We start from the raw sequence: 13,902 nt of genomic DNA, 5'->3' as shown, positions 1-13,902 counted from the left end.
GGGGCGGGCTATCGGGGGAGAGCCGCCGACACGTCTCCAGCATGGCCATGCGCTTGCGTCACATCGAAGTCTTTCATGCCGTCATGCAGGCAGGCTCGCTCTCGGGCGCGGCCGATCTTTTGAACATCTCCCAGCCCGCAGCGAGCAAGATGCTCGCGCAGGCCGAGCACAGCCTCGGCCTGGCACTGTTCAAACGCCTGCCCGGCGGCCTCAAACCGACGCCCGAAGCCATCCTGCTGTTCCAGGAAACGAAGACGTTGCATCTGAGTCTCGAACGGGTCCGGCACCTGGCCCGCAATCTTGCTTCGCACCCGGGCGGCATGCTGCGGATCGGCTGTATCCCGAGTCTCGGTCTGAGTCTGGTGCCGCAAGCGGTCGCGGCATTCGCGCGCTTGTGCCCGGACGTCTCGATCAGCATTCGAACCGAGAACAACGAAACGCTGTCCGCGCTCTTGCTCGCTCAGGAAATCGACGTCGGCATTGCGTTCGAGCCGCCCGCGCAAGCGGGGATCGCCATCGAGGAGCTTGGACGAGCCCGGGCTGTCTTCGTCGGGCCTGACGACGGCCGGGCCGATGCCGGCGTTCACTGCGTGCGGTTGGCCGACCTGGATTTCTCGAAGTGGATCGGGCTCGATGCAGCCGACCCCCTCGGCCTGAAAATCAACGCCATGCTGGCGGCGCTCGATCAACGCGATGTGGCGCCAATGATCGAGGTAAAGACGTATTACGTCGCGCGCGCGTTGGCCGAGAGCGGTGTGGGGTTCACGATCATCGACGAGTACACGGCCACTGGCATGGGTGACCGCCGTCGGGTGCTGGATCTCGAACCGGCGCTCTCGATCGGCGTGAGCGTCATGACGGCGGCCAGCCATGCGGGCACGCATGCGCTCAGGGTGTTCGTGCAGCAACTGGCCGAACGCGTGGAGAAGGGGTAGGCCGCAGTGCGGATTCCGCTCGGCTCGGTAAATGGAGCCTCGTTGCGTTGCCGATGATAAACTGGCCGGGCGTGCGCTCGGAGGAGGCACCCATAGTCTTTCAACATGGGACCGGCATGCAGGGAATCGGCGACGACAACGCAAATGCTCGAGTTACACCGCACCGCTTTTCCTGGCAGCGTCTGCGGGTCGACCTGCTGACGCCGCGTGCGATCGTCACCGGTGCGGTCGTCATTGCCGCATTCATGGTGTCGTTGTGCGGCGTCGTCGTCTATCAGTCGCGCGACGATGCGCTCCAGCGGGCGCACGAGACGGCGCGCAACCTTGCGCTGATTGCCGAACGCGACATCGAACGCAACTTCGAACTTTATTCGCTCTCGCTGCAGGCGGTCATCGACGGCCTCAACGATCGCGAAATCATGACGGCGTCGCCGCATGTCCGGCAGCAAGCGCTGTTCGACCGATCCGCCACGGCCAGCTACCTGGGCTCGATTCTCGTGCTCGACGAGACCGGGCGGGTCAGATTGGATTCGCTGAGCGCCGACCCTCCCCCCATGAATTTCGGCGACCGGCGCTATTTCACGGTTCAGCGCGATCGCCCCGATGCCGGCCTGTTCGTTAGTGACCCTTACCATTCTCGGCTACGCGCAGGTTCGCCGAGCATCGCGCTGAGCCGCCGCATCGCAGGGCCCGACGGCTCCTTCAAAGGCGTCGCGATGGTCGCGATCCGGCTCGATTATTTCCACGAGTTGTTTTCAGGGTTGAAGCTCGGGCCGCATGGATCCATTGCCTTGATCGGCAGCGACGGCGTGATGGTCATGCGGCAACCGTTCGATCCGGCGGTCATTGGACGGGATATCAGCCACGCGAGCACGTTCAGGAGATTCGCTGCGACGTCCGAAGGCTGGTTCGCCGATACGTCGACGATCGACGGCGTGCGCAGGCTCTACTACTTCAAACATATGGCCCGCTTGCCGCTCATCGTCATGGTGGCGGAGGCGGAATCGGACATCTATGCCGCATGGAGCCGGCGCGCGCTCGTGATCGGCTCGCTGATGGCCGTCTTCGCCGTGGCTTTCGTGGGACTTGCGTTCGTGCTCGCCGCGCAGTTGCGGCGCCGGATGCGGGCCGAAAGCGAATTGGCGCTGCTCGCGCGCACCGATGGCCTGACGGGCCTGAACAACCGGCGCACGCTCGGCGAGATACTCGATCAGGAATGGCGCAGGGCACGGCGAACGCGCAGCGTTTTTTCACTGCTGTTCGTCGACGTGGATCTCTTCAAAGCTTACAACGACATTTACGGACACCAGGCCGGCGACGACGCGCTCGCCGCCGTGGCCCGGTGCATCGGTGAGACCATTCGCAGGCCCGCCGACAGCGCGGCCCGCTATGGCGGCGAAGAGTTCCTCGTCGTGCTGCCCGACACGCCGCCGCAAGGCGCCGCCGCCATCGCCGAACAAATCCGCGTGGCGATCAGCGAGCTCCATATCGAACATGCGGCCAGCGAGTTCGGTCACGTGACGGCCAGCATCGGCGCCGCGGCATGGACGCCGGAATACGACGGCGACGTCAGGGCCGTGATCCGCGCGGCCGATCAGGCGCTCTACGACGCCAAAGCGACCGGCCGAAACAAGGTAACGCTGTCCGGTCCGCTGCCGGCGCATGCGAGCGCCGAAGAGACCCCTGGCTAGCCGCCCGCCTGCCCCGCCTGCCCTCGTGGCAGGATTTGCCCCAAGTTTGTCTCTCACCATTGTTTCCCGCCTTCGGCGCCTGCCCGACAATGGACGCCTCGGACTCATCATCACTTCGGGGAACCCAACATGAAATTCATCGAAAGCCGCACGTTCACGGCAGCGCGCGCCTGGGGCGCGCTCGACATTGCGAACATGAACGGCATCACCGTTCGCCTGCACTGGGCGGACAAGCCCTACGAATGGCACGTCAACGACGGCGAGGAAGTTTTTGTTGTCGTGGACGGCCAGGTGCGCATGGACTACCGGGAAAACGGCCAGACCCATTCGGTCGTGATGTCCGCCGGGGACATTTTCTTCGCGTCGAGCGGCGCCGAGCACGTCGCCCATCCGATGGGCGAAGCGCGCATGCTCGTGATCGAAAAGGAAGGGTCCGTGTAAGCGTCGGCGCGTAGTCGGCCATCGACGAAGGTGCGGGTCGCCTACGGGTGGCGGTAGTGACGGCTCGGCTTTTATGAAGACGGGTGGGCCGGACTACGAAACTCCGGCCAGCGGCGGAAATCGGCTTGCGTAATCATGAGGCATAACAGGCACAGATTGCGGAGGCGATGTATGGTACGGCCCGTAGACCCCGGCGGTTCCACCGCCACTGTCACTACGTCTTCTTCTGCCGGCGCCGCGCCGACTGCCGGTCCGTCCGGCACCGGTTCTACGGCGAAGGTCAGCGCTTCGGCGGAAACGGCGCAGTTGCTCGCGAAGGCGCAGCAAGCGCAACGTGCGCTTGAACAGGCGCAGCGCGAGAAGGCGGCCGCCGACGCGCTGAAGGCGGCGCAGGCCCGGGCCGAAGCGGCCTGGGCGGCGGTGCAGCGCTCGCTTGCCGATCAGATGCGCCACGCGCAGGACAAAGGCGTCAGCTCTACCGCGGCAGCATCGTCGCTGCATGCCGCGGCGCCCAGCGATGCGAACTTCACGAAGGCGCTGGCCGGGGCGCAGAAGCAGGTCGACGGCGAGAATCTGAACACCCGGTCGGTCGAAGAAAAGACCTACACGGTCGACATCGACCAGGCGAACCTGCAGACGGTGGCGGGCACCTCGGCGGAGAAAGGGGCTCAGGAAACGCTGGGCAAGGACGAGGCGAGCCTCGCCAGCGCCTTGCAGGCCGCGTTTCCCGATGCGATCAAACAGGCTTCGTCGGTCGCCCACGACGCCAAATACATCAACGACCCGAACCGGTTGCTCGCTCAGCGCGACCCGGTCGCCTATGCGGCGCTGAAGCTCACGAACGTGCATGCCGACGATTCGGGTTATCTCGCGGCGTTGACCTCGGTCGAAGTGCCCGTACGTGTGCAGTACACGAAGCAAGCCGTCGATACGGCGATGAGCAAGGGCGACCTCGCGACGGCGCTCGCCGACCTGAAGCAGAGCATGGATACGGCTTCGGGGCCGGAGGCCCGTGCGCAAATCCTGAAGGCGGCAGGCTCGCAGTTCAACGCGGCCTACTTTCAGGCGCAGTTCGCCAAGCAAGACAAAGGGAAGTTGATGAAGACGATCGGCGAGAACGCGCCGGCCGAAATCGCCAACACGGTGCTTGACATCGTCAAGCCGCATTTGAGCGCGACACCCGATACGCCGGATAACTGGGCGACGGTACTCGCCGCTTCGAGACCGTATGCACCGAACGACTTCTATGAAGGGCTCAGCGCCGCCGTCCAGACGGCCGATCACCTGGGCTCCGATCGCGCCGACGAATTCGCCCATGTGCTCGTATCGAACAAGGCGTACCAGCCGCTGTTCTCCGAGAGCCCGCGTGGAGAAGGCCCAACGCCGGTCACGCAATCGGTGCAGGCCGGCAACGCCAAGCTCTCCGTCGCGCTGGCCAACGAACTAGACAAGGCGCCTGTCGATCTGAAAGCCTTGTCGCGTGCGCTCCCTCCGTATAACACGTCGCCGAAGTTCGACCGCGAACAGGTCATCGACGCCATCGGCAAGGGCGTCCAGAACCTGAAGGGGCAGATCGACGATTCGCTCTCGTCGATCGCCGGCTCCGCGCAGAAGCCGGGACCGGGCTCCGATCTGGCCTTCTATACGAAAAATTTCATCGAAGCGGGCGACAACTCGCAATTGACGGCTGCCGTGAACACGTACCGGGTGCAAAACCCGGACAAAGCCAACGAGATGGATTCGATCTCGACCAAGGCAAGCCATCAGGCGGCATTGCTGTACCAGGCGACGCAATCGATCCAGGGTTTGAAGACGATCGGCAAGGATCCGACCGGGTGGGGGGAAAAGAGGCTCGATTCGGCGTACAAGTCGGTGCTGGGCGACGATTCGGTCAAGGGGGCGTTGAACAATAATGGCGAGATCGCCACGCTCACCGCGAGCGAGCTGAAGTTCCAGGTGCCGTACTCGTCCTTTGGCATCACCGCTTCGCCGAACGCGGGTGCGTTCATCATTCGACATACGGCGAACCTGCTTACCGACGGCTTTTCGAGCTACAGCAAGGGCGCGCTCAGCGCGCTGATGGCCGATCCCTCCGGCAATCCGAAGCGTTTCGAACAGTTGATGAAGGGCATCGGGACCACGGCTACCCGCATGGGGCTTGACCCGGCGAAGACGCAGAGCGGCGTGGATGCGGCGATCTCGTGGCGTAATCAAGCGGTTGCCGTGGCCGACGATGCTTCGCTCAGCGATAGCGCCAAAGCCACCAAACTCCGCGAACTGCAAGGCTCGCTGGACGGCACGCTGAAAAAGCTGTTCGGATTCACGGGCGGCGTCGACAAGAACGGGGAGGCCATCGTCCATGAGGTGGTCGGGCTCAAGCAAGTCTTCGATCCGACGCATGTCTACAAGATGTTCGGCCAGATACTCAACTGGGGCAAAAACATCGGGTTCTTGTCGCACACGCCGTCTACCTCGCTGACGCTTGCAGAGGGGCTCGGCAAACCGTTCAACTACGAGTACCTGCTGCCCCAGTCGAGCTTCTTCCTGCGGACCACGCCGACGACTGCGCTCGCGCTGGGCGGCAAGGACTGGGAAGCCGCATTGGGCTGGCTGAAGTGGACCAAGGCCGTGGGCACGTTCGGCGTGGCGATCGGTGACGGCATGATGACGTTCGCGCAGGCCGACCTGGGGCCGCTCGTGACCGCATCGAATGCGGCTCAGGCGATCGGCGGGGGCGTGGCCGGCGCTGCGTCAATCGCGAGCCTGCTCGGCGAGACGGTGCCCGAGTGGCTTAACCCGGTAGGCGGCACGATCCTCGCCGTCGGCTGTATCGTGAAGCAGGTTTGGAACATCGCGAACCGGCTCCACGTCGTCAATGAAAACGAAGCGGAGAACAATCCGCGACTGCTCAAGCTGCTGCAGACGCAATACCCTGGCCTGACGAAAGATCAAGCGTACGCGCTGCTCGATCAGAACCAGAACGGCATCAGCCCGATGCAGGCATTGCGACAGGTCAAAGGCGTGACGCTGCCGCAAATCATGGCTTGGGCGGAATCCGATCACAGCAAGGGGGCGAGCAAGATCCACGACGGCGTCAATGCCGCTCATCACGTGGAAGACGATACGCTCGATACGCTCAAGAACCATCACGTGCCGATTCTCGATTGGGTGCTGGGTACCGGTATCGACGGGGAGAGCGGCAAATTCGCGGAAACCAATCCGAACGACAATCAGGCGGGCACCTATGTGCTGCGTCCGCAGGCCGGCGGCAAGGCCGGGGCGGAGATGCCCGAGAAAAAGGCGCTCCAGCAGCCGGTCAGCGAGCGCGGGCTGTACAACTACCTGACGCGTCAGGACGGCTTCGAGCCGGGCGGCGACAGCGTCAAGCCGGCTGCCGGCCCAGCCGTCACCGATGCGGCGGCCGCTTCCAAAGTAGCGTCGGTCAGCCCGCTCTATGTAGTCTCTTCGCCTGGCGATTCTGACTGGCAGATCGCGGCGCAAAATTCGCCGGCGCTCACGGCGCAAGCAGGCGCACCCTCGCTCGCCAACGGCGACGAGCAGAGCGCGGCGGCGCTGGCCGAGCTTCTCAATCTGAACCCGAGCCTCGACCCGTCCGGCTCGCTTGGTATCGACGTGCCGGTAAAGATCGGGCAGAACCAGGGTTGATGCTCGGCAACGTCTTGCATCCAGGCATCGCATGAGGCTTCGGCATATCGAAGTGCTCAGGGCGATCGTGATCACCGGCTCCGTCAGCGGAGCCGGTGATTTGTTGCATGTGTCGCAGCCCGTCGTCTCGCGCACGCTCGCGCATGCGGAGCAGCAGGCAGGGTACAAATTCTTCGATCGCGTACGCGGTCGGCTTGTGCCGACCGCCGAGCTGCTCGCGATTTATCCCGAGATCGAGCAGGTCTTCGCCGCGATCGAGAAGTTGCGCTTCATTTCGTCCACGGTGCGGCGCAAAGGCGGCGCACCTCTGAGAATCGCCGTGACGCCGAGCCTCGCGAACAGTGTGCTGCCGCGCGCGATCGAACGCGTCGTCGCCGCCTATCCCGATGCCGCGTTCGAACTGGCGACGCTGCATACGACCGAAGTGGTCGCGGGACTGCGCTCGGGCGCGGTCGATCTCGGCATCTGTCTGTCGCCGCCCGCAGTCTCCGGCATCGAGGAGCGCGTGCTATCGAGCGGACAGATGGTCCTTGCGACGCCGCCGCGTTGGCCGCCGCTCGTGCGGCAGGATGCGCCGCTTTCCGAGCTCGGCTATCTCGCCGACAAGCAGTTCATCTGCCTGCACGACGGGACGCCGCTCGGCTCTGTCATCGGGCAGCGGCTTCAGCACGCAAAGGTCGGGCTGCAGGCGAACATCGTCGTGCAGACCTACGGTATTGCCCGTGCGCTGGTGAGCCAGGGCGTCGGATATGCGCTGCTCGATACGTTTACCGCTGTCGCGGGCGGCCCCGGTACGCTGAACGTGTATCTGCTTTCGCCGGCGCTTCAGTTCGACGTCAAACTCCTCGGCACGACCGAGACGCTGGCCGGACGGCTCGCCGAATTGCTGAAGGAAAGCGTCGTATTCGCCGCGAGCGAACTGCGCAGCGCGCTCGGCATGATCGCGAGCGAATACCGCATCAGCCTGGCTTGACGCGTGTCGAGGATCGATATCGATGCTGTACTCCCGCCTCCGAATTCGCTGCGATTCCCGTCTTGTCCCGCTCTCTGGCGCCGGTAACCCCCATTGCGATGAAAAACATGAGCCTCGTTTGTCCGTCGTTATGCTTCTTTGCTATAGGTTGACTACGAATTCGAATATTGACGTGCCCGCACTCCGATTAAATTGCCTCGCATAGCTTCGCGACGATGACACACACGACTGATCGACGCCGCGAAGGAAGACGGTCGCAGCGACCGTCTTCTCACCGATTGAAAGCTCTGCGGGGGACAACGGATTTCATGGCAAGAATCGTGGTGATCGGCGCGGGCATCGTTGGCTTGGCGACGGCGTGGCAACTCCAACGGCGTGGCCATCAAGTGACGGTGGTCGAGCGCCGCGACGGTGTGGCGGAGGGGACGAGCTTTGCGAACGCCGGCCAGTTGAGCTATGCCTATGTGGCGCCGTTCGCGGGGCCGGGCGTGCTCTCGAGCATTCCGCGCTGGCTGTTGCAGGCCGATGGGCCGTTGCGCCTCGCGGGCGTGCTCAATCCGGCGTTCATGCGTTGGGCCGCGCGCTTCGTGAGTCTGTGCAACGCTGGCGCAAGCGCTTATACGACGCGCCGGTTGTTCGAGCTCGCCATGCTTAGCCGCAAGGAATGGGATCAGTGCTTCAAGCTGGTGCCGGACCGCTTCAGTTTCGCCCGCAAGGGCAAGCTCATCGTGCATCGGCGCGCCGGTGCGCTCGACGCGGCGGAACGGACGGCCGCATGGCTCGCGCCATACGGCTACGTGCAGCAGCGCTTGAGCGCGGCGCAATGCATCGAGGTCGAGCCGGCCCTCGCGTCGGTCGAGAAGGAACTCGTGGGCGGCATTTACACGCCGGGCGAAGAGGCGGCGGACTGCTATCGGCTCTGCGTAGAGATGAGTAACGCGATGCGCGCGGCTGCCATGCCCGTGTCGTTTAATTTCGGTACGGCCGTGACGCGGCTATTGACGGCAGGCAGGCAGGTGCGTGGCGTGGCTACGGCCGAAGGCGAGATCGAAGCGGATCGCGTGATCGTAGCCAGCGGCATCGATGCGCGAAATCTGCTCGCGCCGCTCGGCGTGAAAGTGCCTTTGTGGCCGATCAAGGGATATAGCCTGAGCGTTCCGATCGCCGACGAAGCTGCCTGCCCGCGGGTGAGCGTGACCGACTACGACAACAAGATCGCCTTTGCGCGGCTTGGGCCGGTCTTGCGCGCCGCCGGCATCGCCGACCTCGTTGGTCATTCGCTCGCACTTGATGCGCGCCGGATCGCGACGCTCAAGCGTGGTATCGCGCGCGTGTTTCCGGCGCTCTCGCTCGATGCGCCGCTGGCCGAGTGGACGGGGCTGCGTCCCGCCACGCCGAGCGGACGCCCGATCCTGGGCCCGACGCGGTACGAGAATCTGTTCGTGAACGTCGGCCACGGCAGCCTCGGCTTCACGCTTGCGATGGGCAGCGCGCGTGTCGTGGCCGACTTGCTCGATGAGCGCAACCAGGAGATTGAATTGGATGGATTTTTAATGGCGTAGACCCGGGGCCGTGAAGGACGCCGTTGATAGCCGCTCGAAGAAGCGGCCATTAAAGCAATCAGGTTTTATTCGACCACTCGTTGATTCCAAGGAGAAGACATGCGCAATATTTCCCTCGCCAGTGGTGTCGCACTGGTTTCGATGTTGCTGTCGTGCGGTGCGCAGGCGCAGGTGCAGAACCTGACCGGCACGTTGAAGAAAGTGAAGGACGCGAACCAGATCGTGCTGGGCGTGCGTGAGGCGTCGTTCCCGTTCTCGTATTCGGACAACAGCGGCAACACGATCGGCTATTCGCAGGACATCGCGATGCGGATCGTCGACGAAGTGAAGAAGGAGCTCAATCTTCCGCATCTTGACGTGAAGCTCGTTCAAATCACGTCGCAGAACCGCATTCCGCTCATGCAGAACGGCACCATCGACCTCGAGTGCGGCTCGACGACGAACACATTCGCGCGCGAGAAGCAGGTCGGATTCTCGGACAGCATTTTCCTCTACGGCATTCGCATGGTGTCGAAGAAGAGTTCGCACATCAACGACTTCGCCGACCTGGCCGGTAAGACGGTCGCGAGCACGGCGGGCACTTCCGACGAAAAGCTGCTGCGCACGATGAACGAAGAGAAGAAGATGAATATGCAGGTCATCAGCCCGAAGGAGCACTACGAAGCGTTCCAGGATGTCGCGTCGGACCGCGCCGTTGCTTTTGTCATGGACGAGCCGTTGCTGTACGGCGAACGCGCGAAGGCCAAACACCCGGACGACTACGTCATTACCGGAAAGCCGCCTGTCTCCGAAAACTACGCATGCATGTTGCGCAAGGACGATGCGCCGTTCAAGCACCTGGTCGACGGCGTGATTTCGAAGATGCAGACGTCCGGTGAGGCCGAGAAGCTGTACACGAAGTGGTTCACGCAGCCGACGCCGCCCAACGGCGTGAATATGAACTACCCGTTGTCGGCCGAGATGAAAGCGCTGTTCGCCCATCCGAATGACAAGGCGCTCGACTAAGCATTGCATGAGCCGCTGCGCCGTCGCCGGGTTTTCCGGCGGCGACTTCCGCCCGCTGTAGGCCACGCGGCGATCGCGCGGGCTCGTAAAGGGGGCGGCGGCTCACAGGAAGTCCGGCAGTCAATGTTCAGTAGACGCGCGGTAAATCGGCAGGCAGGCGTGCGGCTTACGTTCAGGAATTTTCGATCATGGCTTACCACTGGAATTGGGGCATCTTTTTGGAGCCGGTCTCGACCGGCGAGCCCTCGACATACTTCGGCTGGCTCGTTTCGGGGCTCGAGATTACGATCGCGCTGTCGCTCGGCGCCTGGGTCGTAGCGCTCGTGCTCGGGCTCTTCCTCGGCGTCGGGCGAACGCTCTCGAACCCGGTGACGCACGCGTTCGGCGCCGTCTACGTTGCGGTTTTCCGCAACGTGCCGCTGATCGTGCAAGCGTTCATCTGGTATTACGCGTTGCCGGATCTTGCGCCCGCTGCGGCCGGCCATTGGTTCAAGTCGCTCCCGCCGACGACGCAGTTTCTTTCCTGCTCGATCGGGTGCCTCGGCTGCTTCACCGCGGCGCGTATCTGCGAGCAAGTGCGGGCAGCGCTTCAAATGCTGCCGCGCGGCCAAAAGGCGGCAGCCCATGCACTGGGCCTGAGCACCACGCAGTCCTATCGCTACGTCCTGTTGCCGGTCGCATTGCGGCACATTCTGCCGACGCTCACATCCGAGCTGTTGAACGTATTGAAGAACTCGGCGGTGTTTTCGACAATCGGGCTGCTCGAGTTGTCGGCCCAGGCGCGCCAGCTCGTCGACTACACGGCGCAGACCTACGAAGCATTCATCGCGGTGACGATCGCTTACATGGTCATCAATTTTTCGGCGATGGCGATCATGCGTGCGATCGATCGACGCGTGCGCCTACCCATTGCCAGCGGAGCGCGCTGATGTTCAGCCAAATCCTTCACATTCTTCTCCCCGTCCTGCCGTCGCTCGGCAGGGGGTTCGTCGTCACCTTGGAGTTGACCGTCTCGGCGATCGCGGCGGGCCTCGTCTGGGGCACGGCGCTCGCGTTGTTCCGTATCGGGCCCGTCAAGCCGCTCAGTTGGTTCGCGCAAGGCTACGTCACGCTGTTTCGCTCGGTGCCGCTCGTGATGGTGCTGCTCTGGTTTTTTCTCGTGGTGCCGCAACTACTGAAATCGTTGCTTCATCTTTCGCCGGCGGTCGATATCCGCCGCGTGTCCGCGTTCGTGGCGTTCTCGCTGTACGAAGCGGCGTACTACTCGGAGATCATCCGCGCCGGCATTCTCGGTGTGCCGCGCGGGCAGCAGAGCGCATCGCTCGCGCTCGGCCTCACGCCGTTGCAGACGATGCGACATGTCGTGTTGCCGCAGGCGTTTCGCGCGATGGTGCCGGTGTTCGTGACGCAGGCCATTGTCATGTTTCAGGACACGTCGCTCGTCTATGTCATCGGCCTCGGCGATTTCTTCAGCATGGCCGAGAGCATCGGCGAGCGCGACGGCACGCTGATCCTGATGCTGATGCTTGCCGGCGCGACGTACTTCGTTATCTGCTCCGCGGCTTCGATGTTGGTGAAGTTTCTGCAAAGAAAGGCTATCTGATGATCACGCTAGAAAAAGTTTCCAAATGGTATGGGCCGTTCCGCGTCCTCGACGATTGCACGGCGAGCATCGAGAAGGGCGACGTGGTCGTCGTATGCGGCCCGTCGGGTTCGGGCAAGTCGACGTTGATCAAGACGATCAACGGGCTCGAGCCGATCCAGTCGGGCTCGATCATGATCAAGAACGCACCGGTCCATGATCCGAAGACCAATCTCGCCCGGCTACGCGCGCAGGTGGGCATGGTGTTCCAGCACTTCGAGCTGTTTCCGCATTTGTCGATCATCGAGAACCTGACGCTCGCGCAGATCAAAGTGCTGCGCCGTTCGAAAGACGAAGCGCTCGACAAAGGGCTCAAGCTGCTCGAGCGCGTGGGGCTCAAGGCGCATGCCGACAAATATCCGGGACAGCTTTCCGGTGGCCAGCAGCAGCGCGTCGCGATCGCGCGGGCGCTGTCGATGGACCCGATCGCCATGCTGTTCGACGAGCCCACTTCGGCGCTCGACCCCGAGATGATCAACGAGGTGCTCGACGTCATGGTCGAGCTCGCGCAGGAAGGCATGACGATGATGTGCGTCACGCATGAAATGGGTTTTGCGAAGAAGGTCGCCAATCGCGTGATCTTCATGGATCGCGGCGCCATCGTCGAAAACGACGTGAAGGATGCGTTCTTCGAAGCCCCGCGCACCGATCGCGCGAAGGATTTTCTGTCGCGCATTCTTCACTGAATCGGTTGGTCAACTGCACGTTTTTTCGGTGGCCCTATGGACACGACGATGTTGACGGTTGGGAACGAAAGTGGGCTGGCGCTCGGTCTGACGCATACGGGCGCGATGTCGCGCGATGCGCTGGAGGCGCGCGGCAAGCACAGGGGGCGGCGCGCGGCCAAGGTACACGGCGCCGCACGCAAAGGCTCGGATGTGCATGGCAGCGTTCGCCGGGCGGGCGCCGTGCCGTTCGCGGCCGGCGCGATCCCCGCCCATGCGCACGACGCTGCCGCGGACCATCGCACGGACACGCGCATCGCCGCCGAACTGATGACGGCGCGCGATCCCGACGAGCGGACACGACTCGTGCGCGCGCTGCTCAACGTCACGGGTTTTCGTACGCTGGCGTACTTCACGGTGCGCGCCGGCCGCCACGAACCGACCGACGCCTGGGTCACCGATACGCTCACGCCGAGCCACTTCGGCCAGGCCTACTTCGATGCCGGCTACCAGGCGCATGACCCGCGTCTTGCCACGGTGCTCAATGCCAGCGCGCCTCTTGTCTGGGATCTCAGTTGGTTGCTGCGCGCATGGCGTGGACGGGGGGCGCCGGCGGCCATGTGCAGCCTGTTCGACGAGCTGGCGCGCGACGAGGTCAGAAGCGGCGTGATGTTCGGCATTGCTTCGACGCAAGGCGGCTTGCGCGCGATCGTGAGTTTGTCGAGCAGCCAGGCCGATCGCGGCTGGATCAGCGACAACGTGCTTGCGCAAGCGCTCGCGCTTGGCTTGTCGTTGCACCGCTTCGCGTCCGATCCGGCGCATGTTCCGCGCGTGTGCGAGGCGTCCGCGGCCGATGCGCCTTCCGACATGCAAACGCGGATTCTCGCGTGCCTGGCCGGCGGGTTGTCGGACAAGCAGATTGCCTCGCGTCTGCAAACGACGCCGCACAACGTCGACTATCACTTGCGATTCCTGCGGCGTCGATACGGCGCGGCCAACCGCACGCATCTCGCGTTTCTGGCCGGCGGCATGGAACTCGAACTGGCTTGATCCCTGGCAGTACCGTAGCAGCTGTCTTTGCGTTGCGCGCGAACACGCGCGTTGCGGACGCGGCACTACGGTTTTTAAAGGCAGCAGGCAGAACCGGTTCCTTGGCGCCGGTTCGGTCGTAATCGCATTTGAACCGTAGCCGCCGTGCTCGCAACGTTCGGGGAAAGCAGACGTTGCAGGTGTCCGGCTACGGGGTGGGAATGGTTCTAACAGTCAAAGAACAGCAAAAAGCAGAACCGGTTCCGGGCTTCTCTCGGAAAGCTGGCACGCCG

11 protein-coding genes are annotated in these 13,902 nt (G+C 63.5%); all 11 read left to right on the top strand.

Translation table 11 applies throughout. The annotated features are described in order from the left end of the window. Positions 1-935, top strand: a 935-nt coding sequence (locus C0Z19_RS26480) for a LysR family transcriptional regulator (RefSeq protein WP_233196293.1), incomplete at its 5' end; no start/stop codon positions are given. A 116-nt stretch (positions 936-1,051) separates the two neighbouring features. Next, positions 1,052-2,626: a sensor domain-containing diguanylate cyclase gene (locus C0Z19_RS26475; protein ID WP_102612807.1), complete on the top strand. Its 1,575-nt coding sequence runs from the start codon at positions 1,052-1,054 to the stop codon at positions 2,624-2,626. Positions 2,627-2,755: 129 nt separating this feature from the next. Beyond that, positions 2,756-3,067, top strand: a complete 312-nt coding sequence (locus C0Z19_RS26470) for a cupin domain-containing protein (protein WP_102612806.1) — start codon at positions 2,756-2,758, stop codon at positions 3,065-3,067. A gap of 171 nt (positions 3,068-3,238) precedes the next feature. Then, positions 3,239-6,733 (top strand): hypothetical protein, encoded by a 3,495-nt coding sequence (locus C0Z19_RS26465; protein WP_102612805.1) that lies wholly within the window; start codon positions 3,239-3,241, stop codon positions 6,731-6,733. A 31-nt stretch (positions 6,734-6,764) separates the two neighbouring features. Further along, a complete protein-coding gene (locus tag C0Z19_RS26460) occupies positions 6,765-7,706 on the top strand; it encodes a LysR family transcriptional regulator (RefSeq protein ID WP_102612804.1) in 942 nt (313 codons plus the stop codon). Positions 7,707-7,921: 215 nt separating this feature from the next. After that, positions 7,922-9,268, top strand: a complete 1,347-nt coding sequence (locus C0Z19_RS26455) for a D-amino acid dehydrogenase (protein WP_146012155.1) — start codon at positions 7,922-7,924, stop codon at positions 9,266-9,268. A 141-nt stretch (positions 9,269-9,409) separates the two neighbouring features. Then, complete coding sequence (locus C0Z19_RS26450) at positions 9,410-10,273, top strand: glutamate/aspartate ABC transporter substrate-binding protein (protein WP_102612815.1); 864 nt, start codon at positions 9,410-9,412, stop codon at positions 10,271-10,273. Between the two features lie 188 nt (positions 10,274-10,461). Next, a complete protein-coding gene (locus C0Z19_RS26445) occupies positions 10,462-11,202 on the top strand; it encodes an amino acid ABC transporter permease (RefSeq protein WP_102612802.1) in 741 nt (246 codons plus the stop codon). Beyond that, a complete protein-coding gene (locus C0Z19_RS26440; protein WP_102612801.1) occupies positions 11,202-11,876 on the top strand; it encodes an ABC transporter permease subunit in 675 nt (224 codons plus the stop codon). Before C0Z19_RS26445 ends, C0Z19_RS26440 begins: the two co-directional genes overlap by 1 nt. After that, a complete protein-coding gene (locus tag C0Z19_RS26435; protein WP_102612800.1) occupies positions 11,876-12,601 on the top strand; it encodes an amino acid ABC transporter ATP-binding protein in 726 nt (241 codons plus the stop codon). The genes C0Z19_RS26440 and C0Z19_RS26435 overlap by 1 nt, the downstream gene beginning before the upstream one ends. A 36-nt stretch (positions 12,602-12,637) precedes the next feature. Then, positions 12,638-13,630 carry a helix-turn-helix transcriptional regulator gene (locus C0Z19_RS26430; RefSeq protein WP_102612799.1) on the top strand — a complete coding sequence of 331 codons (993 nt, stop codon included), beginning with the start codon at positions 12,638-12,640 and terminating at the stop codon, positions 13,628-13,630. Positions 13,631-13,902: the final 272 nt, after the last annotated feature.

The organism is Trinickia soli (assembly GCF_002879855.1).
Lineage (GTDB): Bacteria > Pseudomonadota > Gammaproteobacteria > Burkholderiales > Burkholderiaceae > Trinickia > Trinickia soli.
Note: the sequence above shows the minus strand (reverse complement) of the source record. Positions and strands in the feature narration are given on the sequence as shown.

Excerpts from the sequence above, each read along its gene's own strand:
- C0Z19_RS26475 (WP_102612807.1), top strand. The coding sequence starts at position 1,052 with ATGCAGGGAATCGGCGACGACAACGCAAATGCTCGAGTTACACCGCAC.
- C0Z19_RS26470 (WP_102612806.1), top strand. The coding sequence starts at position 2,756 with ATGAAATTCATCGAAAGCCGCACGTTCACGGCAGCGCGCGCCTGGGGC.
- C0Z19_RS26465 (WP_102612805.1), top strand. The coding sequence starts at position 3,239 with ATGGTACGGCCCGTAGACCCCGGCGGTTCCACCGCCACTGTCACTACG.
- C0Z19_RS26460 (WP_102612804.1), top strand. The coding sequence starts at position 6,765 with ATGAGGCTTCGGCATATCGAAGTGCTCAGGGCGATCGTGATCACCGGC.
- C0Z19_RS26455 (WP_146012155.1), top strand. The coding sequence starts at position 7,922 with ATGACACACACGACTGATCGACGCCGCGAAGGAAGACGGTCGCAGCGA.
- C0Z19_RS26450 (WP_102612815.1), top strand. The coding sequence starts at position 9,410 with ATGTTGCTGTCGTGCGGTGCGCAGGCGCAGGTGCAGAACCTGACCGGC.
- C0Z19_RS26445 (WP_102612802.1), top strand. The coding sequence starts at position 10,462 with ATGGCTTACCACTGGAATTGGGGCATCTTTTTGGAGCCGGTCTCGACC.
- C0Z19_RS26440 (WP_102612801.1), top strand. The coding sequence starts at position 11,202 with ATGTTCAGCCAAATCCTTCACATTCTTCTCCCCGTCCTGCCGTCGCTC.
- C0Z19_RS26435 (WP_102612800.1), top strand. The coding sequence starts at position 11,876 with ATGATCACGCTAGAAAAAGTTTCCAAATGGTATGGGCCGTTCCGCGTC.
- C0Z19_RS26430 (WP_102612799.1), top strand. The coding sequence starts at position 12,638 with ATGGACACGACGATGTTGACGGTTGGGAACGAAAGTGGGCTGGCGCTC.